General features: G+C 59.7%; 16 protein-coding genes and 1 pseudogene. 6 read left to right on the top strand and 11 right to left on the bottom strand.

The features are described 5' to 3' along the window. Window positions 1-142: 142 nt before the first annotated feature. On the top strand, window positions 143-880 hold the full coding sequence (locus EV130_RS25075; protein WP_132553879.1) for a metallophosphoesterase family protein: 738 nt from the start codon (window positions 143-145) through the stop codon (window positions 878-880). Here the strand turns inward: EV130_RS25075 and EV130_RS25070 are convergent, their stop codons facing one another. From EV130_RS25070 to EV130_RS25045, 7 genes and pseudogenes are all read right to left on the bottom strand, one after another. Further along, a complete protein-coding gene (locus EV130_RS25070; protein WP_074062118.1) occupies window positions 881-3,229 on the bottom strand; it encodes a polysaccharide biosynthesis tyrosine autokinase in 2,349 nt (782 codons plus the stop codon). Between the two features lie 4 nt (window positions 3,230-3,233). Beyond that, on the bottom strand, window positions 3,234-4,241 hold the full coding sequence (locus tag EV130_RS25065) for a glycosyltransferase family 2 protein (protein ID WP_132661909.1): 1,008 nt from the start codon (window positions 4,239-4,241) through the stop codon (window positions 3,234-3,236). After that, a complete protein-coding gene (locus tag EV130_RS25060; protein WP_425375576.1) occupies window positions 4,238-5,149 on the bottom strand; it encodes a glycosyltransferase family 2 protein in 912 nt (303 codons plus the stop codon). The genes EV130_RS25065 and EV130_RS25060 overlap by 4 nt, the downstream gene beginning before the upstream one ends. Before the next feature lie 14 nt (window positions 5,150-5,163). Then, window positions 5,164-6,159: a glycosyltransferase family 2 protein gene (locus EV130_RS32690; RefSeq protein WP_165918575.1), complete on the bottom strand. Its 996-nt coding sequence runs from the start codon at window positions 6,157-6,159 to the stop codon at window positions 5,164-5,166. A 63-nt stretch (window positions 6,160-6,222) separates the two neighbouring features. Beyond that, window positions 6,223-7,359 (bottom strand): annotated as a pseudogene (locus tag EV130_RS34275) (glycosyltransferase); the annotation flags it as partial. Between the two features lie 76 nt (window positions 7,360-7,435). Then, window positions 7,436-8,227: an endo-1,3-1,4-beta-glycanase ExoK gene (exoK, locus tag EV130_RS25050; RefSeq protein ID WP_074062115.1), complete on the bottom strand. Its 792-nt coding sequence runs from the start codon at window positions 8,225-8,227 to the stop codon at window positions 7,436-7,438. A gap of 3 nt (window positions 8,228-8,230) precedes the next feature. After that, window positions 8,231-9,349 carry an acyltransferase family protein gene (locus EV130_RS25045; protein ID WP_132661903.1) on the bottom strand — a complete coding sequence of 373 codons (1,119 nt, stop codon included), beginning with the start codon at window positions 9,347-9,349 and terminating at the stop codon, window positions 8,231-8,233. 520 nt (window positions 9,350-9,869) lie between these two features. Between EV130_RS25045 and EV130_RS25040 the strand changes: the two genes are divergently transcribed. Continuing rightward, window positions 9,870-10,829: a glycosyltransferase family 2 protein gene (locus EV130_RS25040; RefSeq protein WP_132661901.1), complete on the top strand. Its 960-nt coding sequence runs from the start codon at window positions 9,870-9,872 to the stop codon at window positions 10,827-10,829. Window positions 10,830-10,835: 6 nt separating this feature from the next. Here EV130_RS25040 and EV130_RS25035 read toward each other — a convergent pair whose 3' ends face one another. Together EV130_RS25035 and EV130_RS25030 are read right to left on the bottom strand one after the other, a co-directional pair. Beyond that, entirely contained in the window at window positions 10,836-11,837 is a 1,002-nt protein-coding gene (locus tag EV130_RS25035) for a glycosyltransferase family 2 protein (protein ID WP_074062113.1), read from the bottom strand. A 133-nt stretch (window positions 11,838-11,970) separates the two neighbouring features. Then, window positions 11,971-12,258, bottom strand: coding sequence for an exopolysaccharide production repressor protein (locus EV130_RS25030; RefSeq protein WP_074062112.1), 288 nt, complete (start codon window positions 12,256-12,258; stop codon window positions 11,971-11,973). A gap of 770 nt (window positions 12,259-13,028) precedes the next feature. Between EV130_RS25030 and EV130_RS25025 the strand changes: the two genes are divergently transcribed. From EV130_RS25025 to EV130_RS25010, 4 genes are all read left to right on the top strand, one after another. Next, on the top strand, window positions 13,029-13,709 hold the full coding sequence (locus tag EV130_RS25025; protein WP_074062111.1) for a sugar transferase: 681 nt from the start codon (window positions 13,029-13,031) through the stop codon (window positions 13,707-13,709). Between the two features lie 76 nt (window positions 13,710-13,785). Then, the gene (locus EV130_RS25020) at window positions 13,786-15,051 is read left to right on the top strand and encodes a polysaccharide biosynthesis/export family protein (RefSeq protein WP_132661899.1); all 1,266 of its coding nucleotides are present in this window, start codon (window positions 13,786-13,788) and stop codon (window positions 15,049-15,051) included. 11 nt (window positions 15,052-15,062) lie between these two features. Then, the gene (locus EV130_RS25015; protein ID WP_132661897.1) at window positions 15,063-16,328 is read left to right on the top strand and encodes an O-antigen ligase family protein; all 1,266 of its coding nucleotides are present in this window, start codon (window positions 15,063-15,065) and stop codon (window positions 16,326-16,328) included. Window positions 16,329-16,373: 45 nt separating this feature from the next. After that, a complete protein-coding gene (locus EV130_RS25010; RefSeq protein ID WP_132661895.1) occupies window positions 16,374-17,381 on the top strand; it encodes an acyltransferase family protein in 1,008 nt (335 codons plus the stop codon). A gap of 3 nt (window positions 17,382-17,384) precedes the next feature. Here the strand turns inward: EV130_RS25010 and EV130_RS25005 are convergent, their stop codons facing one another. Together EV130_RS25005 and EV130_RS25000 are read right to left on the bottom strand one after the other, a co-directional pair. Continuing rightward, window positions 17,385-20,558 carry an efflux RND transporter permease subunit gene (locus EV130_RS25005; RefSeq protein WP_074062107.1) on the bottom strand — a complete coding sequence of 1,058 codons (3,174 nt, stop codon included), beginning with the start codon at window positions 20,556-20,558 and terminating at the stop codon, window positions 17,385-17,387. Next, on the bottom strand, window positions 20,555-21,727 hold the full coding sequence (locus EV130_RS25000; protein WP_132553788.1) for an efflux RND transporter periplasmic adaptor subunit: 1,173 nt from the start codon (window positions 21,725-21,727) through the stop codon (window positions 20,555-20,557). The genes EV130_RS25005 and EV130_RS25000 overlap by 4 nt, the downstream gene beginning before the upstream one ends. Window positions 21,728-22,153: the final 426 nt, after the last annotated feature.

The raw sequence follows: 22,153 nt of genomic DNA, 5'->3' as shown, positions 1-22,153 counted from the left end.
AGTTTGAATTTTCTTACCAGCTTGATAGAGATGGCCATGCCTGACCATCCCGCAAACCTTCCAATTGTCCACGGCGCAGCTTTCAGTCAGGCACAGGATTGATTATGGCTCATCCATCGAAGATGACCAGGAGGTTCCCATGATGCTATCGCCCGCGCGGCAACGCCTCCAGCTCGATCCCGGCGACAGGCCGATCTATGCCGTCGGCGACGTCCATGGGCGGCATGATCTTCTGCAGATGGCCGAATATACGATCGTGCGGGATGCAGCACGCCTGCCCGGGCGCAAGCTCATCATCATGCTTGGCGATTACATCGACCGCGGCCCGTCATCTGCACAGGTGATCTCCCATCTGATGGGGCCGGTGCCGGAAAGTTTCGACCGCATCTGCCTGACCGGCAACCACGAAATCATGATGCTCGACTATATCGACGGGAAGATCTCGTTTTCCGAATGGATGCGCATGGGCGCCGATTCGCTGCTGCGCTCCTATGGCCTCGACGCCGAGCACCTGCCGCTGATCTTTCCGACGGCCTCGAAGCTTGACGGCTTCATCCGCCAATCGCTGCCGCGCCAGCATATCGACTTCATGCGGGCGCTGCCGATCCTCGTCGATACACCGGACGTTTTGTTCGTCCATGCCGGGATCGACCCCAGCCTTACGATCGACAAGCAAAGCGATGATGACCTCGTCTTCATCCGCGAGCGGTTTCTCGACAGCGGCATCCCGCTGCCGAAGCTTGTCGTTCATGGCCACACGCCCTGCAGCGAGCCGGACATCCAGCCGCGGCGACTCAATCTGGACACGCGGGCATTCAAGAGCGGGCGGTTGACCGTCGCCCGCCTCTGGCGGGGTCGGGTTCACCTCTTCTCCACCTGATCAGGCTTCGGCAGACTGCCGCTTCGGGGGAATTTCCGGCGTGTAATAGCTGACATACTTGTGGTGGTAGCGTTCTGCTCCGCCGAAGTTGCTGAATTTGGAGAGCTCGGACATATCCGTCTTGTTGAGGATGACGCCCAGGATCTTCTGCTTGATCTGCGGTTCGGCGTTGACGATATCGCGCACCATGTTGGTCGGCGTCTGGCCCCATTCCGTCACGAACAGGAAGCCATCGACCTGAGGCGCGAAGGCCTTCGCGTCGATGACCGGGCCGAGCGGTGCAAGGTCGACGACGATGTAGTCGAACATCTTGCGGGCATTTTCCATCAAATTGAACATGCCCTGCGAGGCAAGAAGCTCGCTGGTGTGCATCAGGTTGTCGTTCGAAACGACCGGCAGGATCGCAAGCTTGGTGTGGCTGTCGACCCTGACGGCGCTTGCCCACGGCACTTCGCCGAGCACCGCTTCGACCAGTCCATGCTGCGGCGGGGTCTTCAGCATGCGCGTCAGGCCCGGGTTGCGAAGGTCGGCGTCGATCAGCAACGTGCGCTTGCCGCTTGAGGCAAGCAGTGCTGCGAAGTTGGCCGCCGTCGTCGACTTGCCTTCGCCTGGAAGGGCGGAGATGACGCCGATGACACGGTCGCTCTTTCCCTGGAACATGACGTCGCTTGCAAGCTTGGCGTTGCGTAGCGTTTCGGCAAAGATCGAGCGGGGCGCTTCAAGAACGATACGCATGATGCGTTCGAAACTGGCGCCGTCTTCGAGCACTTCTGCGGCCTGTGGCAGCGGGGTCTTGCGCGGCTGGAAGACCTTGCGCTCCTTCGGCAACTTGCCGACCAGCGGCAGATAGCCGAGGAACTTCAGGCCGAGGATGGAGCGAACGTCACCCTCGACGCGGAAGAAGCGCTCGCGGAATTCCTGGAATGCCGTCAGCGCGGCGCCAGCCATCAGGCCGAGGACGATCGCCAGACCAAGCGTCATGGTCTTCTTCGGGCTCGACGGTGACGTCGGGATACCGGCTTCGGAAATCACACGCGCCTTGGCGATCGGGAAGGACTGCTGCTGTGCAGCTTCCTCGTAACGACCGAGATAGGCCTCATAGAGCGTCTTCAACGCGGTTGCCCGCTGTTCGAGATCGTTGAGCTTGACGATCGACTTGTCGGATTCGGAGTTCTTTCCGGTCAGATGCCGGATGTTTTCCCGAAGCGATTCCTCACGCGATTTGGCGACCTCGAACTCGTTGCGGTAGCTGGAGGTGAGCTGCTGGAGTTCCTGGAAGATCTGGCGCGTCAGGTCTTCCTTTTCCGTGCGCAGCTGCACGGCCTGCGGATGGTCGGCACCGAAATTGGTGGTGATCTCCTGCTCGCGGCGGGTGACCCCGATATAACGGGTGCGCAGGTCCTGGATCACGGAATTGTCGGTCTGGCCGGAGGAAATTGCCGCGTTGTTGACCGCACCTTCCGGACCCTGATCGACAATCGACTTGAACTGGCTGTAGCGGGCCGAGGCGCTGGCCGCATCAGCCTGCGCGACGATGAGCTGCTTGTTGAGGTCGGCAAGCTGCTGCTCGGACATCAGTTCGCCGTTCGCCGACGTCAGGCCGTTTTCGGTCTTGAACTTTGCGACTTCGAGCGCAGCCTGCTGCGAACGGTCGCGCAGGTCGGCAAGACGTTCCTGCAACCAGACGGAGGCGCGTTCCGTTGCGTCGAAATTCGCGTTGAGCTGGTCGTTCAGATAGGCGTCTGCATAGGCTTTCGTCACCCTTGCCGCCAGCATCTGGTCCGTCGAGCGGAAGGCGACGGCGATCACCGAACTGCGCGAAACGCGTTCCACGCTCAGTGCCTGCTGCAGCATGGCCGCGGCCTTCTGACGGCGGCCATTGCGGGCATTCTCCTCCGAGGCCGGCGGCCCGCCCGGTGTCAGGGCGCTGGCAATGATTTTCACCCCGGATTTCACGAGTTCGACGGGCGACTGCCCGGGATCGAGGATGGTCGCGTTCTCGGAGAGGTTTTGAGCATCGACCACGCTCAGCGCCAGTTCGTTCGACTTCAGAATCTCGACGGCGCTCGCGATCTGCATGTCCACCTGCTGGGCGCTGGCGGCAGGCGCCTCGTCCTCGGCATATTTGGTCATGCTGTCATCGAGCAGGATCTGCGTCATCGATGTGTAGACGGGTGTCGAAAGGATCAGATAGATGGCAGCAAGCGCCACGAACGCGACGACGCAAAGCGCGATCGAACCGGCGCGGCGAGACAGGATCGCAATCAGCCGATCGATATCGATGAAGCTGTCGGAATCGTCGGACGCTTTCGGTACCGTGCTGTGCAGGGTCAGGTTTCGTTGGTTCATGTGGTCATCCTTTGGGCGAGCGCGGCACGCTGCCGAACGTTTGAATGTCTGTCTTGAGGCCGGCGAGATTGCGCAATGCCGCGGCCAATCTGTTGATGCGGACAGCGATCGGCATCTTGAGGTGGCGCAGCGCGACCGGATCGCTCCATGCCGCCTTGATCGTGCCGGAGATCGACCTGTTCTTGATGCTGTCGACAAGCAGGAGGAACGATCTTGCCTGCCGCAGGCTCCGTGTCCGGAACTGCTGCGCAGACACGGCCTCCACATCGAGCGTGTGCTTGCCAAGGAAGACCCTGTCGGCCTCCATCATCGCCTCGATATGCCGCAGTTCCAGCACCCGGGAGATGGAACCCTCGCGGATATTGTAGTCATAGCCCGCAACGGGCTCGACCACGCAGCGCGCCCCAAGCGCCAGCGCAGAGGCGAGGAATACATAGTCCTCGCCGATCCGCAGATTTTCGTCGAAGCGCAGTGCGTGCCGCTCGATGAAGGCTCGTTCGAAAACAGGCTTGAGATAGCCGAAATTATGGGTCGTCTGGAAAAGAGCATTGGAGCGAATGAAATCGGCCAGCGTCAGTTCCGGCATGGCTGCCAGCGCGCCTTCGGAAAACATCGTTTCCGGCGGCGTGCCGTCGGCGCGGATCACCCGCAGATTGTCGACCGCGATCTGCGCACCAGCTTTCTCGGCGCGGGCAATCAGTCTGGCCAGCCGCCCCGGTTCGATCGCGTCGTCGGAATCGAGCACGGCAAGCCACCGCCCCGTTGCCGCGGCAATGGCTGCGTTGCGCGCTGCGGCCGGTCCGCCGTTCCTTTCGAGCGTAAGCAGACGGACATTCCTTTGAAAATAGCTTTTGGCCACCTCGCGCGTGCCATCGCCCGAGCAATCGTCTGCAACAATGACCTCGACGGTCACGCCGGTCTGCGCCAGCGCGCTTTCGATCGCCTTCGAAAGCGTTTCAGCTGCGTTATAGGCAGCCATGATGAAGCTGATGTCCGGCTGCTCCTTCGTCATGCAGTCCCCTCTGCTGCGCCATACTGGCGAATTTCGCGCACGCCGAGCAGGCCGCTAACGACGCCGAGATGCATCATGCCGCGAAGCGCGTAGCGATAGCGTGGAACGGGCACAAGGATACAGACGAGTGCCACGCCCAGGCAATAGCCTGCCTTTGCGGTGGCAAGCCCGATCTGTTTCAGGCGGTTGAGGCCCTGATGCCTTTCCTGCAGCAGACGTCCATGGGTCTGGCCGAAACGGAAACGGCGTTTGGCAAGCCACGAAAGCTCTGCCCGTTGTTCCGGCACCGCCTCATAGACATAGGCTTCGGGAGCATAGGCGATGCGTCCTCCGTCCCGGTGCATATGGCTGAAGAATTCGGTGTCTTCGCCGCCCGACTTTCCAAGCGCCAGATTGAAGCGGCGGCCCTTGACATGTTCGGAGCCGAGATTGAGCAGCACGTTGCAGGTGTAGCCCGTGCGAATTTCCTCGCCCACCCAGACCGGCAGCGTCGAATGAAAATCACCTTCGCGCATCCAGGCTGGAGCCGTCGATGCATAGACGCTGCGGACCGGGCCGAGGACTGCATCGGCGCCGGTCTTTTTTGCCGCATTCAGCAGTTCTACCAGCCAGTTTTCCGAAGCATCCTCATCGTCGTCGATGAAGGCCAGGAATTCGCCCGTGGCATTTTCGAGGCAGGCGTTGCGGGCAATCGAGATGTTCGATGCCGGGCAGTGCACATAAGCGATCTCGTGCGGGATCGCCTGGCGGAGCGCGTTGACGCGCTCCTGGGCGCTCGCCGTCAAGTCATTGTCGGCAACGATGATGCGCAGGGTGACGTTTTCAGGAATAGCAAGCACGCCAAGCGAAAGCAGCGCCTTGTCCAACGAGGCGCGGCGATAGGTACAAACGCCGATATCGATCTGCATGCCTTGGTCCTTCATCAAGACGCCTTGCGGTTGCGGAAGCTCAGGAGCTCCATCCAGAATCCGGCCGACCAGGCGAAATGCATCACCATGGCCGAGAGCGCGGCAAGCGGCCCGTATGGATTGCGCTGGCCGACCGCCATCCAGAAACCGTAGCCGACGCAGGCAACGGCCCAGAGGCTGAACGGAATAACCGCAATCCAGCTCAGCACGGCCAGAAACGCGCCGATAAAGACAGGCACCACCGCGAGCGGCAGCATCTGGCGAAGGTTCGGCATGCTGCCGTGCTTGAGGATGTTCTTCGCACGGCCCCGGCCATAGCCGAGATATTGCCGGAAAAGCGTTCCAACGGTTGATCTTGGATAGTAGATCATCCGCGTCTTATCGGTCATCCAGATGCCAAAGCCCGCCTTTTTCAGACGGTAATCCAATTCCGCGTCCTCATTATGACTGAATGTTTCATCGTAGCCGCCGACGGTCTCGAAGGCTGCGATGCGCATCAGCGCATGGTGGCCGTGATCGGTCCAATGGCCCTTGGCTCCCTCGCGATGCTTGGAGCCGCCATTGCCGAGTTTGGAGTTCTGCGCGAAAGCGGTGGCCTTCTGGAATATGCCGAATCCGATCGTCTCCATGGCGACGACGACCGAATCCGCCTGAGTAAGCTCGGCCTCTTCGACGAGCCGCTGGCAGTAATCTGCCGGATAGTCGCCGTGGGCGTCGATGCGGATCAGGTATTCATAATCGCGCCCGAAGGTCTTGACCGCGAGATTGATGGCTGCACTCTGGATGCGGCCAGGGTTGTCGAGCAGGATGATGCGCGGGTCCGTTTTGCTGATACGGCCGACGATCTCACGCGTGCCGTCGGTGCTTCCGCCGTCTGCGACGACGATGCGGGCGTTCAACTGATCAAGCGCGGAGCCCAGTTTTTCGATCAAGGGCTTGATATGCTTTGCCTCGTTCAGGCAAGGAATGATGATAAGGCTGGCGACGCTGGAACAAACATCAGTCTTCATTGCAGTCGACCCTTCTGGAACTGCGGTTGCGGGGTTAGAGGCATCGGCCGTGTGCGTTTCGGGGGCCGACGGCACAAGGCGGGACAGATTTTCTACCAGGGCGCGACAATCGCTGCGGTCGGCCAGCCAGCTCTTCCGATCCTCGGCGGCGACTGCCGCAGCGAGTGCGCCATAACGTTCACCGGCCAGTTCCTCGAAAAGCGCTTCAAGGCTTTCGACAGAGGCGTCGTGCAGCGTAAGGCCAATATCCTTGCGGGACAGGAAGCGAGCCGTCTCGGTGCCCGCAAGCGCAATGGGAACGCTGCCATGCAGGCAACCTTCATAGACCCGGTTGGGAAGCAGCCAGGCGGAATTGAGACCCTCCTCGAAGAAATCGATCGCCCAGGAGAAATGGACGTCGCTGTAGATCGCCGGCAGGTCTTCCGGGTTCTTATATGGCCCCTCGAAGCTCAGGTAGGGCTGATTGGCGACGAAGGTGTCGAAGTCCTCGAATTCGGAATAGGCCGGCCGGCCGCGCAGCACGATGCGGACACGGCCGTTCATCCTGTTGGAAAAATCGGCGAGCAATTGCAATGACTTGCGACAGCGCAGCGCCCCGAACCAGCCGATTTTCCAGGGCTCGCCCTCGTTCGGGGGCAAGCGGATCTGGGCTTGCGGCATGCCGTCAAGCGCCAGCACCTTGTTTTCGACAAGCATGATAGGCGCCTTGAGAGCCGAGCGCGGAACGAAGTAGTTCGCGATGAAGGCGGGCGAACTCGTCAAGATCAGTTTCACATCCCGCCCGAAATAGGCCTCGGCGCGGCGGACCAGCCTGCCCGTTATGCCGTCATTGACGAGCAGGCGATGGATGTCGAGGCATTCGTAGACGATCGGCACGCCGCCGAAGAGGTGGCTTGCCCGTTCGGCGACTGCAAGCGATTCCAGATTGCGCCCGATGATCACGTCCGGCCGTTCGACACCGCTCAGCAGGCCCCGCAGACCGCCGACCGCCCTTGCAACAGCGGCCATCCGCTGGCCGAATTTGGCATCGGCGGTTCGGCCAAGTTCGACCGGCGTGAGACCGTTGACGGCGGCAAGCGCGTTTTCGCCTCGCCGGAAGCCGCAAAGCGTCACCGAGGCGCCTCCTTCCGTCAACATCAGCACACGGCGGCGCACGGCAGGATCGGCCAGATCGTGCGCCAAATAGAGGACTTTGAGCATCAATACTCCTTGCGCTATCCCGGCTGTCACCGGAGTCCGTTTCGTGCTGTGCAATGGTTCGGCGGTTTCAACAAGCTTAATTGAGTGTGCAGGCGATCGAACCCTGGAACTGGCATTTGTCACCCGGGGCCGTGTAGGCTACCCGATCGATTTCCATCGTCGTGGGTTGGGTGTAGACGAATTTGCCCATCCAGTCCGCAAGTTTGTCCGTTCCCCAAAGGCTGAAGAAGATCTTCTGCGCGTTCTGGGGAATCTTCGACGGATCGGTGACGTCCTGGACAAGCTTGCCGTTCAGGTAATAGCGAAGCCTCTCGGGCTCCCAGACGAATGCATAGTCATTGAAGCCCTGATCGGCGGCCTGGCCGACCGGCACGAGCTTTTCGTTACCGCCCTTGGCCTTGATGTACTGGTTTACCTGGACACTCGAGGTGTCCTTGCCGAGCACCTCGAAGTCGATTTCGTCATGCTGCTGCTTATCGGCAGGGCCGATATAGGTGAAGAAGGCAGAGTTCAGGCCCTTGCCGGTGGCAGATTTGATGCGCGCTTCATAGGTGCCGTAGCTGAAGCGTTTTTTCGTCTGGATCTCGCCGCAGAGATAATTGCGGTCCTTGGATTTACCCTCCGCGAAGGTCAGCTGCAGCATGCCGCCCTCAGCCTTCACCTGGTTTTTCGACCATGTGCAGTTCTGGTGGGCGCCGTTGTTCCAGCCGTCGGAAACGAACCAGACGCTTCGGTCGATCTTGTCGAAATCATCCACGAAGGATTTGCCCGTTGCCTGCTGGGCGTGGGCGGAAAGGGCTCCGAGGATAGTGGCGCCGATCGTCAAACTCTGGCAAACGAGTCGCGCATGGGCGATTTTGGCCGTCATGTCTCACCTTTGCTGTGGAACGAATTCTGCCGGGACATCCCGGCGGGAAGGGGATCGAGAGCCCTTTTTAGTCCGCCCGCCCGTCAGCACGGCATAAAGGCGCGGCGCGTTACTGCGGACAAAGCTGTTGGAAAGCACAAGCACTGGAAAGAGCACCAGAAGCGAGCCGCAGAAGAAGAGCGGATAAAAGCCGATGCCTGTCTTTCCCCAAACCATGAAGAACAGGACAAGCAGTGGATAATGGGCGCAGAAGATCCAGAAGCTCAAGCTTCCGGTCTTTGAAAGACGCTGGCCGACAGATGTCTTGATCAAAAGCGCCGAGAGCATCCAGAATCCGGCGGCCCCGCCGATTGCCAGCGCGTTGCGGCACAGCTCCACCCAGTCCGGCATCGACGGGCCGGTCATGTAGATCGCGGTTGCAAGCAGCCCTGAAGCGGCAAGCAGCAGCGCCACGCCCAATGGTGCAAAGCGGTCGAGCGCCTTGATATCGATCTTGTACATGCTCGCATAGATACCAAATGCGAAGCTGAAGAGGATCGAGCGCTTGATCACGATATGGAGCGACATTTCCGGAATGAGCGCAAGCAGTAACAAGGTCGACAATGTCAGCAGGGGGATCCGCCGGATGAGCCAGGCCAGCAGCGGCGAAAGCAGGATGCAGACGAAGAGGTCGCGCAGGAAGTACAGCGGGATGTTGGTGGGAAATTCCTCGACCGCAAAGAGCTGACTGAGAAGGCCACGCATCGATGCGGTCCACGGGCTGACCACATAGCCGTCACCGATGCCGACGCTCAGCATCGCAAGCGCGGCGATGAAGAATGCCGTGTTCCAGATGAGGAACGGCAGGAAAACGGTCTGCGCTTTCGTGCGCACCGTCTTCACATAGTTGAAGTCCTCCGTCCCGCCGCGAAACAGCAGGTAGCCGGAAATGGCGCTGAGGCAGGGAACCCCCACGCGGAAGAGCGCTTCGCTCAGGAAGACCCGCAGCCAGTCGAAGACACCGTAGGTTCCGTTGAACGGCGTATTGGCAGGGTCAAACGGTATATGGACGAACACGATGCCCGAAATGAGCACGATGCGCATCAGGTTGATCCGCGAGGATACGTTGGCGTCAACGTTCACGTTATCAGTCACCCCTATTGGGTCGCACCCCCTTGCGACCGTTTCAACGAGAGCAGACTCGAGCCCGCAGACCAAAAGCTAGAGCGTTTTTACGGAAGAAAATATGGCACTGCAGCAAAAATCATCGGCGATCCCGTTCCGGGACGGTTGAATCGAACGGCTCAGCGACGGCTCTTATCGCGATTGGCTTTAAGAGAAGGAACTGAAACGCCGATGGGCCAATGTATATCGGAATGTCATCATAAATTCAAATTGGGGGGCGATGAAAGCCGCCGCGACTGGAAAGTTTTGTCTTTTGGTGAGGGGATCGATCCGGTTTCACGCGATGCCGGCTGCCTAAATGTGGCTGGAATGTGGCAGTCCTCCGCCGGATGAGTATATTCGGCACATGGCTGAGAGTGCGCTCTTGGCCTTTGACAAATTTCGGCCGGAATGACCTAGATCATTTCGCAGTGCAGCAACTTGCTCGGGTGCAGTGGCGGCCCTATGTGCCCATGCACCGGACGCTTCAGGAGAAAGAATGGCGACCTTCACGATCATCATCCCGTTTTATCAGCGCGAGGACGGCATTCTGCGCCGTGCGCTGGCATCGGTCTTTGCCCAGAGCTTTCAGGACTTCGATGTGATCGTCGTCGATGACCAGTCGCCTTATCCCGCCGACGACGAACTGAAGCCGCTTGCCGAAAACCAGCGATCGCGCATTGCGGTCGTGAAACAGTCAAATGCCGGACCAGGCGGGGCACGGAATACAGGCCTCGACAACGTTCCGGCGGCAACGCGCTTTGCAGCCTTCCTCGATTCAGACGACTTGTGGACGCCCGAACACCTGCAAAATGCCCATGACGCGCTGCAGACGTTCGATGCCGATTGCTATTGGGCGTCAATCCATGGCGGCGAGGAGTTCGACTATCATTTCAGCATCGCCGACCTGGAGGCCAGCGAGAAGGCCGTGCGCCTTGGCGAGCATCCGCTGCTGCTCGAGATCCCCGACATTGCCAGCGTGATGCTGAAGAACTGGGCTTTCCTCCACATGTCGTGCATGGTCATCGGCCGGCCGCTCATCGAGAAGGTTCGCTTCGACGCTGCGCTGCGGCTGGCGGCGGAGGACGTGCTTTTCTTTTGCGACTGCATGCTTGCGGCGCGACGCGTGCTTCTTTGCGCGCAGGCGGGCGCCTTGCGCGGAGAGGGCATCAACATCTTCCACGGCGTCGACAATGATTCACCGCAGTTTCTCAAGCAGCAGTTCATCACCTGGATGGCGCTGGATCGGCTTGAAAGCCGTTTTTCGATGCGTCCGCAGGAGATCGAGACCATCAAGGCCTACAAGAACCGGGCGCGCAAGCAGGCGCTGTGGAGCCAGGCGCGGCTGGTGCGCCGGCGGCGCCTGCCGGACTTCCAGATGCTGGCCCGCTGGGCGTGGCGTGATCCGGCTCTGTTGGCAAGTGCTCTGCAGATCGCCGGCGGCAAACTTTCGAAGTAGCGATTCCTATTCGGCCGACGACGGCAGCAGATATCTGAGGCCGCCGGCGCCTTGCGTGGCGATCTCGACGCCGCCGGGGCTGCGGAAACGCTCCGTCTTGTCCATGAAGATGCCGCCGGCAATTGCCGGGACGGCGAAAGGATGGGTGAGGGCGTAGCGCAAGGCTGCACCTGCGCCCGATTTCTTCTTGATATCGAGGAAATGGCGAAGTTCGTACTTGCCGCGAGCGTGGCTCTCGTGGCGACGCACGGCGGCGGCGGCTTGCGGCGTCAGGCTGCAGTTTGCCAGGATCGCCCGGTCGGCTTCGTAAAGCTTGCGAAGATCCTCCGTCCGGTGGCTGCCGCTCAACGAGTTGCCACGCACGACGGCACCGTAGCCGCAGCTGTGGATCACCTTGTAGCGCGCGCCGTTGGCCAGGGCCCTGACGTAGAGGTCGTAGTCCTCCCCTAGACGCATCTCCTCGCGATAGCGCAGCCTGTGAGCATCAAGAAACGCGCGCCGCATCACGGGCTTCAGGAAGCCGATTTCGCCGCGCCGGACGCCGCGCTTCGAAATATTGCCGTCTACGAAGGCCACAAGGTCGAGAAACACCGGACGGTCCAGGAAATGATCGAGCTGCTGGGGCGCACGCGTCACGGTCTCGGCCTCGACGAAGGCAATATTGTCGGCGACGAAATCCCAGTCGTCGTTGGCAAGCATCCGGTCGAACCGGCCTTCGAAGAAGAAGTCGTCGGCATCGAGGATGCTGATCAGAGGGGCGGTGGAGATTTCGATCGCGTGATTGCGGGCCGCCGATGGCCCTCTGTTCTTTTCGAAGGAAACGACATTCAGGCGACTGCTGCCGTCATCAACAGCCCGGGCGGCGCTTGCGGTTCCATCGGCGGATCCGTCGTCGATGACGACGACTTCAGCCACCTGTTTTTCCCGCAAAGCCGAAGCGACAGCCATTCCGATCGTATCGGCGGCGTTCTTGGCGGCGATGATCACGCAAACGCTTGCCTTAGCCATTTCAACCACGTCGTACCCTCCGTTGTCTCGCGCAACAGTTAGGACGTCGCCGCTTCTGCGGCAATGCAAAAACCTTCAAAAGATACTACGGGATCGGCCGGCGGCTATCGATTGCGGCCTTGAAGCTTTGATTTCAGCGGTTGAAAGGTTCCGAACCATTGAAGGGCGAGACAGGAATCTGCTCCTTTTCGTCGCTTCGGGCCGGCGTATGGGATATCGCCGTGGTGCCTTGGGAATTGCGCGCCTTGGCTTCCTTCCAAACGAGGAACAGGACGCCGCCGAAATAGCCCAACTGAAGGAGAACGGCGCAGATCACCGTGTCTATCAGTGTCGTTGTCAGTGAGCCGTTCAGCCAATAGATCGCAACCGCAAAAACGGCTAAAGCGCCGATCATGCTTACGAAAACGCGAGGTGCATACATAACCGTGCCTCCCTTGGGGAGGCTCGTTCAATGAACAGTCATTGAATCAGGCTTCCTCCCTAAGGACCCTTTATTTTGTATATTTTAGAAGGCCCTTTGTTTCAACCGAACCAGAGCATTCTTTTTCATCCGTCCTCTCGTTATCTACAGTATTCGGTTTAAGGTTTCCTTCCGGCTTTGGGTAAAATCGACGACGCCCCGTTAAGGAATGCCGTGACAAGGATTCGGGAGCAAATGTGTCCTTTTTACTCCAGGTTGTGAAAAATGTGACATTGCACGCAGTCATTAGCGTCACATTTGCCTACCGAATGAACGCATGAGAGCCAAATGCGTTCAACTTTTATTACAAAGTTTTCATCTAAACCGATTTGAGTGTGCGCCGCAAAATGGATGGTGCGATGCAATAAATTACCCGATAAGACAATATAGTTGACCTACTCGTGGTAGTGCCCGCATGGCTTAGTCAAATGTCACCCGAAAGGCGTAGAAAGATTTATTCTTCAATCTTTTTGCGACGCGAAGCAAACACCAAGACCTTTAGTGCGCCGCACAGAGTCTAAACAAAAACATTGCATGCTTTGGATGTGAAATTTAGAGAACCCTTAAAAAAAGAAATGTGATAAAGACACGCCCGAAACGGGCCGTTACACAATCGCCATGAAATTGTGGCTTAAAAAAACAAAATCCGCCCATACACTCCTCATTCGTCAGCGCTAGCTTAGCGGCCTGGGCTTACCGACCAAACGGCAAACATAAGTGGAGTTAACTCTATGAAGTCTGCGTCGAGATCGGACAGTACGCCATTTTTTGGCGTGGTTCATGCAAATGTGTTTCCGCCGACTGGCGGGATCATGAAGCGGGCATTCGATATCACGGCTGCCTCGCTCGGGCTTCTTTTCCTGAGCCCGATTTTTCTGATGGTGATGCTGCTCGTAAAGCTCTCCGACAAGGGGCCGGCTTTCTATGGGCATCGCCGTATTGGTCACAACGGCCAGGAGTTCCGTTGCCTGAAGTTCCGGACCATGGTCGTCAACGGCGACAAGGTCCTGCAGGAGCATCTGCGCAACAATCCGAAAGCGATGGAGGAGTGGCGTGAAACGCGAAAACTGCAAGACGATCCCAGGGTCACCGCGGTCGGAAGCGTGCTTCGCAAGCTCAGCCTCGATGAACTGCCACAGCTCATCAACATCCTTCGCGGCGAAATGAGCGTTGTCGGGCCCAGGCCCGTCGTTCTTGATGAACTGGAACTCTATGAGTCTTCGGCCGTCTACTATCTGCAGGCGCGTCCTGGTCTTACCGGCCTTTGGCAGATCAGCGGGCGCAATGACGTGTCTTACGCTGCCCGCGTGGCTTTCGACACCCACTACGTCGAAAACTGGTCGCTCATCCGCGATGTGAAGATCATTGCACAGACGATTCCCGCCGTCTGCATGCAGCGTGGCAGCTACTGACAAGCCGCTTCCATATATGCCAAGTAACGTACGGTACTGCTTCTGGCTTGCCGTGCCGATCTATGAGGAAGACTGAATGAGAGACGTCCTGTTGCGCCGCAACCTGCTTGGAAGTTCCTTTATGCACGGCCTCGCTTTCGTTGCGGGGCTTAGCATATTGATCGGGTCCTCCGGTTTTGCCCGGGCTGCCGACTACCAACTCGGCATCATGGACAAGCTGCGCATCCGCGTTGCCGAATGGCAAACGGCGGAAGGCTCGATCCGCGACTGGTCAGTGGTGAGCGGCGATTACACGATCGGCCCCTCGGGCAGTCTCTCACTGCCGTTCGTAGGCGATCTCCCGGCCTCCGGAAAGACGACGGATGCAATCGCGCAGGAAATCGGCGTCGCGCTGCAGAAGCAGTTCGGCCTCAAGGACCGGCCCTCGGCATCCGTCGAACTTGCCCAGTTCCGGCCGATCTTTCTCACCGGCGATGTAGAAAACCCGGGCGAATATCCCTTCGCACCCAATCTGACAGTCGTGAAGGCCGTCAGCATCGCTGGTGGCCTGAGGCGGGCCGATGCCGGCCAGCGTTTTGCCCGCGATTTCATAAATGCCAAGGGCGACGCCGTCGTCTATACGACGGAGCGCAACCGCCTCATTGCCCGCAAGGCGCGGCTGCAGGCCGAAACCTCCAAGAGCGACACGATCGAAATGCCGCAGGAGCTCAAGGATCTGCCCGAAGCAAAGGCCCTGCTTGCCAGCGAAACGTCATTGATGAACACGCGCAAGAAACGGCTCACGCTGCAGCTTCAGGCGCTCGATGACCTGAAAGCGCTGTTGCAGGCCGAAATCGTGTCTCTGGGCAAGAAGACGGAGACACAGACGCGCCAGCTCGAGCTTGCCAAAGAGGACCGCGACAAGGTCGAGAACCTGGCCGAAAAGGGCCTTGCCCTCAGCGCCCGAAAGATGGCGGCCGAACAGCGCGCAGCCGATACCGAGGCCACCCTTCTCGATATCGATACCAACATCTTGAAGGCCAAGCAGGACATCAGCCAGGCCAACCAGGACGAGATCACCCTGCGCAACGACTGGGACGCCAAGCTGTCGCAGGAACTGCAGGACACCGAATCCGAACTGGATACGCTCAACCTGAAGATTGCCACCAGCGATGCGCTGATGTCGGAAGCACTGGCGCAATCGAACGACGCGGCTCGTTTCGACCCCCAAAATGCCGCTAGCATCAGCTATTCCATCGTGCGGGAGGTTGACGGCCAGTCGAAGGAAATTCCGGTCCAGGAAAACACCACATTGCAGCCGGGCGACCTGATCAGGGTCACCGCCGGGGTTGCGATGAGATAGCGGAGACCCGCATGCGGATCGCCAAGTCGGTGCTGATAAAGCCTGGTGAGAACGAGCTCTACGCCATTCCGGCGGTTGCCCTTTCTCTCTTCTGCTTCGCTTACTCGATCCGCTTCGGGCAGGTGGCGGTCCTGTTTTACTATGCATTGTGGCTGCCGCTGGTCGCCGTCGATTATCGCAAGGTGCTCGGCAGCTACAGCCGGTACATCTGGCTGTTCGCCTTCGCCGGTTTCGCCTTCCTCTCCGTCTTCTGGTCCAACGTGCCGAGCGTGTCGATGAGGGCGAGCATCCAGTATCTGACGCAGGTGGCCTGCGCGCTGATTGCCGTGCGCGTGCTTGATGTGCGGACGCTGACGCTGGGGGTCGTGGCAGGCGCGGCGGTCGTGCTGCTTTATTCAATCCTCTTCGGCTACTACGAATATGACGTGCTGGACGGGACCTACAGCTTCGTCGGCGCCTTCGCATCGAAGAACCAGCTCGGCGTTTATGCCTCGCTCGGCATCATCTTCGCCTTTGCGGCCGTCTTCATTTACGGCGAGCGCCGTTTCTGGATGATGGCGTCGGGCATGGTCGGGCTTATGGCTGCCTATTGCCTGCTTGCCTCGCAATCCGCCACCTCGGTCATCACGACGGCGGCGATCGTTGCCCTGCTGATCGGGTTTCGCGTCGTGCTCATGCTGTCGCCGCAACAGCGCAAGCTGCTGGTGGTCGGCGGCGGCGTCGCAGCTGTCATTCTGGTGGTCGCGGGCGTCTATCTAGGCGCTGTCGACGCGATCCTGGGCATCTTCGGCAAGGATTCGACGCTGACGGGCCGCACCTATCTCTGGCAACAGGGCATTGCGGCTGCGGCGCAGAACCCGGCCTTCGGCATCGGCTATCAGGCCTATTGGGTTCAGGGTTTCGCAGAGCCCGAGCGGCTGTGGAAGGAATTCTTCATCGCCTCGCGAGCCGGTTTCCATTTTCACAATACCTACATCGAGACGGCCGTGGAACTCGGCCTGATCGGCGTGCTCATCCTTGCTGTCACGATCATCGCGACCCTGTGGGGGCATCTGCGCCGGCTGATCGAGGATGTCCACAATGATGAATCCTATGTCCTTTTCGGCATTGTCGTTCTGCTTCTGATCCGTTCTTTCGTGGAGATCGACGTTCTAACGCCCTATAATGTCGGTACCTTTCTTCTTTATTTTTCCGCAGGAAAGCTTGTCGGCGCGCGCCAGCGCGCGGCGATGGCCGGCCTGCAGCGTTATCAATCTGCCAGGCCCGTTCGTTCCTGATTTTTGCATGTACGCCGCTGAAAGCGGGCGTGACGAGGGATATGCATGAAGACCCTGTACGGGATCCAGTATTTGCGTGCCTTTGCGGCACTGGCCGTCGTCGTTTTCCATGCCGCAGAAAGAAGTGGCGGGCACTTTAGCATCGGCGCTGCAGGCGTCGACGTCTTCTTCGTCATCAGCGGCTTCATCATGTGGGTGATCAGCGACCGCAAGCCGGTAATGCCGCATCGCTTCCTTGTCGAGCGCATCCGCCGTATCGCGCCCTCATACTGGCTGGTGACGCTCATCATGATCGCCGGGGCGATGGCAGGACTGTTTCCGAACCTGCAGCTCGACGCAGGCCACGTGCTTTCCTCGTTCTTCTTTGTTCCGGAGCGCTCGCCGAGTACCGGCGAGATTTGGCCGATCCTCGTCCAGGGCTGGACGCTCAATTTCGAGATGTTCTTCTACGTTCTTTTTGCCGGCGCCCTGTTCCTGCCGCGCCAGTGGCGGCTGGCTTTCCTCTCAGCTGCCTTCGGCTTCTTCGTCGTGATCGGCCTGATGTGGAAGCCGTCTTCGCCGATGCTCGCCACCTATACGCGGCCGATCATTCTGGAGTTCCTCGGCGGCGTCTTCATTGCCGAATTGTGGTTGCGGCGCTGGACCGCCGGCAACAGTCTCGGGCTTGGCTGCGTCGGCGCCGCACTGTGCGGTTTTGCGGCGATCCACCTGACGGGTGCCGGGTTCGATGAATTCATATGCGCACCTCTGGCGATGGCCCTGGTGTTCGGCATGGTCTCTCTGGAGGCCGACGGCAGCATCGGCCGCGTGCCGGTGCTCACCTATCTCGGCGATGCGTCCTATTCCATCTACCTGTGGCATACGCTTGCGGTATCGGTTGCGATCAAGGCCGCGGGAATTCTTAGCATTCCGGGCGGCCTTGCCGTCGTTGCGGCCATTTGTGGTGGAACGTTGCTCGGGATTGCGGCCTATGAGATGGTCGAAAAGCCGCTGCGCAAGCTCCTGTCGGGTGAACCACTCAAGCGCCGCGAGCTTGCGCGGCGCCCTTCGTAAAAATCAACCTGTTTCCTCGACCGGTTGCCCTTGCGGCTCGGCTTTGCGGCGGCGTGCGCGCAGCACGACATAGAAAACAGGCGTCAGGAACAGGCCGAAGATCGTAACGCCGAGCATGCCCGAGAAGACGGCAGTACCGAGCGACTGGCGCATTTCGGCGCCTGGCCCTGTCGCGATCATCAGCGGCACGACGCCGAAGATGAAGGCGAATGCCGTCATCAGGATCGGGCGCAGGCGCAGATGGCTGGCCTCGACCGCCGCTTCCATCGGCGTCTTGCCTTGCTCTTCGGCCTGTCTTGCAAATTCCACGATCAGGATCGCATTCTTCGCCGCAAGGCCGATCAGCACGATGAGGCCGATCTGGGTCAGGATGTTGTTGTCCATGGCGCGAAGATGCACGCCCAAAAGCGCGGCAAGGATCGCGAGCGGCACAATCAGGATGATCGCAAGCGGCAGCACCCAGCTTTCATATTGCGCCGACAGCGCCAGAAAGACGAAGATCACCGAAAGCGCGAAGATATAGATTGCCGTGTTGCCGGTGCCGCGCTCCTGAAAGGCGAGCTCGGTCCAGTTGAAGGTCGTTCCCGAAGGCAGTTGCGAACCCGCGATCTTCTCCATGCTGTCGAGGGCGGTGCCGGTCGACACACCCGGCGCCGGATTGCCCTGTAGCGGTACCGAGACATACATATTGTAATGCTGGACGAGCGCCGGACCGCTCCTGTCCTGGACTTCGATAAGGGTTCCCAGCGGCACGAGCGCGCCCGTCGCCGACCGGACCTTCAGGGCAAGGATGTCGTCCCGCTCGAGGCGGAATTCCTGGTCGGCCTGCGCCCGCACCTGATAGACCCTGCCGAAAGCATTGAAGTCGTTGACATAGGATGTGCCCAGATTGATCGAAAGCGTATCGAATATGTTCGAGATCGGGACGTTCAGCATGCGTGCCTTGTCGCGATCGATATTGAGGAAGAATTGTGGGGTCGATACGGAGAAGGTCGTGAAGACGCCGGTCAGCCCGGGCGTCTGATTGGCGGTACCCATCATCTGGTAGGCAAGGTCCAGAACCCGCCGCATGTCGCCGCTTTCAAGGTCCATCAACTGCATCTTGAAGCCGCCGGAATTGCCGATACCCCTGACCGACGGCGGCGGGATGGCAATGATGAAGGCTTCCTGGATGCTCTGCAGGTTTTGGTAGAGCTCGCCGATGATCCGGCCGGCGCTCAGACCCTGCTCAAGCCTGTGTTCGAAGGTGTCGAAGGGTGCGAAGACAACGCCTTGATTGGACGCATTGGTGAAGGTGGCGCCGCTGAAGCCTGCAAAGGCCACCGCGTGCGAGACCCCAGGCGTGTTGCGGATGACTTCCGCCGCCTGCTGCACGACGGCATCGGTTCGGTTGAGAGAGGCGCCCTCGGGCAATTGGACGACGACGATGGCATAGCCCTGGTCCATATTGGGGATGAAGCCACTCGGGACGATCCGGCCCATGTAGTAGGTCGATGCCAGCAGTCCCGCAAATACCAGCAACGCACAGAACAGGGCGGTCCTTGTCGCAACGGTGCGGCGAACGATCCATGAGTAGCCGTGGCTCATGCGGTCGAAGCCGCGATTGAAGCCGTTGGCGAGGCCGCGGCCCAGCCGGGTGAACGGATTTCGCGTCTCCTTCCCATGTTCTTCGTGCGGCCGCAGCACGAGCGCAGCGATAGCCGGCGACAATGTCAGCGAGTTGACCGCCGAGATTGCCGTTGCGACCGAGATCGTCACCGCAAACTGCCGGTAGAATTGGCCGGTAATGCCCGGGATGAAGGTTGTTGGAACGAACACTGCGATGAGTACCAGAGAGATCGCAATGACCGCCGTTCCGACCTCGTCCATGGTAACATGCGCCGCTTCCCTCGGCGTCATGCCCTTGGCCAGATTTCGCTCGACGTTCTCTACGACGACGATCGCATCGTCTACCACGATGCCGATAGCGAGCACGAGCCCGAAGAGCGTCAGCATGTTGAGCGAGAAGCCGAAGGCGAGCAGGAAGGCGAAAGTGCCGATCAGAGACACCGGGATCGCGACGATGGGGATGATGGCCGTGCGCCAGGATTGCAGAAAGACGAGCACCACAATTGCGACCAGCACGGCCGCTTCGAAAATGGTCTTGTAGACCTCTGATATCGACTCGGAAATGAACTCGGTCGGATTGTAGACGATGTTGTAAGCCAGCCCTGGGGGAAAGTCCTTGGCGAGCCGTTCCATGTTCGCCTTGATTTCGTCGGCGGTAGCGAGCGCGTTTGTGCCTGGACGCGAGAAGATGCCAAGCGCCACCGCCGGCTTGCCGTCGAGGTAGCTGTTGGTCACGTATTGCTTGGCGCCGAGCTCGATGCGGGCAATATCCTGCAACTGTACGAGGCGGCCGTCCTCTGTCGCTTTCACAATGACGTAGCGGAATTGCCGTGCATCGGAGAACCTGCCCTGCGTCGTCACGGTGTATTGGAACGCGTTTGTGCCCGCCGCCGGCGGCCCGCCGATCGAGCCACCCGAAACCTGCACGTTCTGTTCGCGCAAGGCATCCACAACATCGTTCGGGGTCATGCTATAAGCGGCCAGCCTTTGCGGATCGAGCCAGATGCGAAGGGCATATTCGCGCTCGCCGAAGATTGTGAGGTCTCCGACGCCGTCGAGACGCACCAGCACGTCGCGGATGCGGCTGCGCGCGTAGTTTGAAACGTAAAGCTGATCGTAGCGGCTGTTCGGAGACAGGATATGCACGACCATCATCAGGTCGGGTGAACTCTTGGCGGTGGTGACTCCGCTGCGGCGAACCTCGTCAGGCAGACGCGGTTCGGCGATCGCTACCCGGTTTTGGACGAGAACCTGCGCCGTATCCAGATCGGTACCGAGCTTGAAGGTGATTGTCAGCGACATCGACCCGTCGTCAGTCGAATAGGAGGACATGTAGAGCATGTTCTCGACGCCGTTGATTTCCTGTTCGAGCGGCGTTGCGACCGTGTCGGCGACGGTCTGTGCGTCGGCGCCGGGATAGTTGGTGCGCACGACGATGGTGGGCGGTGCTATTTCGGGAAACTGCGCCACCGGCAACTGGAAATAGGCGAGACCGCCGAGAATGAGCAGGACTATGGAGAGGACGGACGCGAATATCGGTCGGTCCACGAAGAAGTGCGCAAACCTCATTGGGCAAGCTCCATGCTTGCAGCTTCCGGCGGGATATCCTCGCGGCTCTGCGGCAGTTCAGTCGTCTGCGGCGTGACTTTGGCTCCCGGACGGGCACGCATCAAACCGTTGACGATGATCGTTTCGTTGCCGTCCATGCCTTCGCGGATGACGCGGTAGCCGTAAAGCCGCGGGCCGGTCCGCACGGGCTTTGTCGAAACCGTGCCATCGTTGCCGACGACATAGACGACCCGCTGGTTCTGGTCGGAGCCGATTGCCTCGTCCGGCACGAGAATGGCCCTGTAAACGTTGGACGCCTCCACCTGCACGCGGCCGAAAAGTCCAGGCTGAAGCACGAAGTTCGGATTGTCGAAGCGGGCCCGGACGCGCATCGTGCCGGTCTGGCTGTCGACCCGGTTCTCGGCGAAATCGAGCTTGCCTGTGAACGGCTTCTCGTTGGCATCCGTGATGCTGACCTTGACCTCAAGACCGCCGCCGCCCTGCTGAAGGTCGCTGCCGCGCGACCGCGCCGTCTGCGCGAAGTTCAGCAGCCGGCGCTCGTCGACGTCGAAATAGAAGTCGATCGGATCGAGCGAAACGATCGTCGTCAGCACCGACTGGTCGGCCTGCACGAGGTTGCCGGCCGAGATCAGCCGCCGGTCGATGCGGCCGCTGATCGGTGCGGTAATCTTCGTATATTCGAGATCGAGCGTGGCCCGATCTGCCGTGGCCTGGGCGCCGCGGACATTGGCCTGAGCGGAAACCCATTCGCGGCGCCGGTCATCGAGCGTCGAAACCGACTGGCTGCCGCTGGTGGCGAGTGATTCTGCGCGTTTGAACTGCGCCTCAGCGTAAATCAGCGTCGATTTCGCGACTTCAAGCGCAGCGGTTGCTTCATTGAACGCAGTGACAAAGGGGCGCTGATCGATGACGAAGAGCAAGTCGCCTTTCTTGACCATCGCACCATCGGTGAAATGTACTTCCTGCAGGTAGCCGCCGACGCGCGATCGCACGGAGACCTCGTCGACTGCGGCGAAGCGGCCGATGAACTCGTCGCTGTCAACGACATCGCGAACGACCGGTTTTGCAACCGTAACGGGCGGAGCAGGCGGAGCATCCTGGGCAATGACGACTGCGGGGAAAAGGACAAGGTAAGAAAGAGCAAGGGCTTTACGAAGAGAGTAAGGCATAGCGGTCCCCCATTCTGGGCGGCCGGTATGCCGCCAAACTTATGCGGTAACGATGCGATTCATTTCTGCTGTGTCAAACCCGGCTTTCTCGCCTTCGTCTTGCTGCTCTTGTCACGCACCGGCCGTTCGGCGGGGGTGCCAGCTTGCAAAAAGACCAAAGGTCTGCTCCGGTAACTCTATGAAATCGGACTATAAACGTCAGTCGGCAGAAATTGCAAACGCCAATCGCCGGTAGTTTGAGAATCTGACCTGGAGCAAGGATTTCGACGATCAGCCCTTGCCACACGTCCTTCCGACTCGAAGTCCCTGGTTTTGAAAGCCGAACGTGAGCCTGCCCTGCGGCATTTTGGCCGCAACTGCGGGAATCTGCGGCCGATCATCTTGTGCTGTGCGCACACTCACTATATCCGCCAACATTATAAGCAT

The sequence above is a fragment of the Rhizobium azibense genome (assembly GCF_004342325.1).
Lineage (GTDB): Bacteria > Pseudomonadota > Alphaproteobacteria > Rhizobiales > Rhizobiaceae > Rhizobium > Rhizobium etli_B.
This window is presented reverse-complemented; position numbering and strand designations above follow the sequence as displayed.

What these genes read in the sequence shown, in the direction of transcription:
- EV130_RS25075 (WP_132553879.1), top strand. Translation starts at nt 143, where the DNA reads ATGCTATCGCCCGCGCGGCAACGCCTCCAGCTCGATCCCGGCGACAGG.
- EV130_RS25070 (WP_074062118.1), bottom strand. Translation starts at nt 3,229, where the DNA reads ATGAACCAACGAAACCTGACCCTGCACAGCACGGTACCGAAAGCGTCC.
- EV130_RS25065 (WP_132661909.1), bottom strand. Translation starts at nt 4,241, where the DNA reads ATGACGAAGGAGCAGCCGGACATCAGCTTCATCATGGCTGCCTATAAC.
- EV130_RS25060 (WP_425375576.1), bottom strand. Translation starts at nt 5,149, where the DNA reads ATGCAGATCGATATCGGCGTTTGTACCTATCGCCGCGCCTCGTTGGAC.
- EV130_RS32690 (WP_165918575.1), bottom strand. Translation starts at nt 6,159, where the DNA reads ATGAAGACTGATGTTTGTTCCAGCGTCGCCAGCCTTATCATCATTCCT.
- exoK (WP_074062115.1), bottom strand. Translation starts at nt 8,227, where the DNA reads ATGACGGCCAAAATCGCCCATGCGCGACTCGTTTGCCAGAGTTTGACG.
- EV130_RS25040 (WP_132661901.1), top strand. Translation starts at nt 9,870, where the DNA reads ATGGCGACCTTCACGATCATCATCCCGTTTTATCAGCGCGAGGACGGC.
- EV130_RS25035 (WP_074062113.1), bottom strand. Translation starts at nt 11,837, where the DNA reads ATGGCTAAGGCAAGCGTTTGCGTGATCATCGCCGCCAAGAACGCCGCC.
- EV130_RS25030 (WP_074062112.1), bottom strand. Translation starts at nt 12,258, where the DNA reads ATGTATGCACCTCGCGTTTTCGTAAGCATGATCGGCGCTTTAGCCGTT.
- EV130_RS25025 (WP_074062111.1), top strand. Translation starts at nt 13,029, where the DNA reads ATGAAGTCTGCGTCGAGATCGGACAGTACGCCATTTTTTGGCGTGGTT.
- EV130_RS25020 (WP_132661899.1), top strand. Translation starts at nt 13,786, where the DNA reads ATGAGAGACGTCCTGTTGCGCCGCAACCTGCTTGGAAGTTCCTTTATG.
- EV130_RS25015 (WP_132661897.1), top strand. Translation starts at nt 15,063, where the DNA reads ATGCGGATCGCCAAGTCGGTGCTGATAAAGCCTGGTGAGAACGAGCTC.
- EV130_RS25010 (WP_132661895.1), top strand. Translation starts at nt 16,374, where the DNA reads ATGAAGACCCTGTACGGGATCCAGTATTTGCGTGCCTTTGCGGCACTG.
- EV130_RS25005 (WP_074062107.1), bottom strand. Translation starts at nt 20,558, where the DNA reads ATGAGGTTTGCGCACTTCTTCGTGGACCGACCGATATTCGCGTCCGTC.
- EV130_RS25000 (WP_132553788.1), bottom strand. Translation starts at nt 21,727, where the DNA reads ATGCCTTACTCTCTTCGTAAAGCCCTTGCTCTTTCTTACCTTGTCCTT.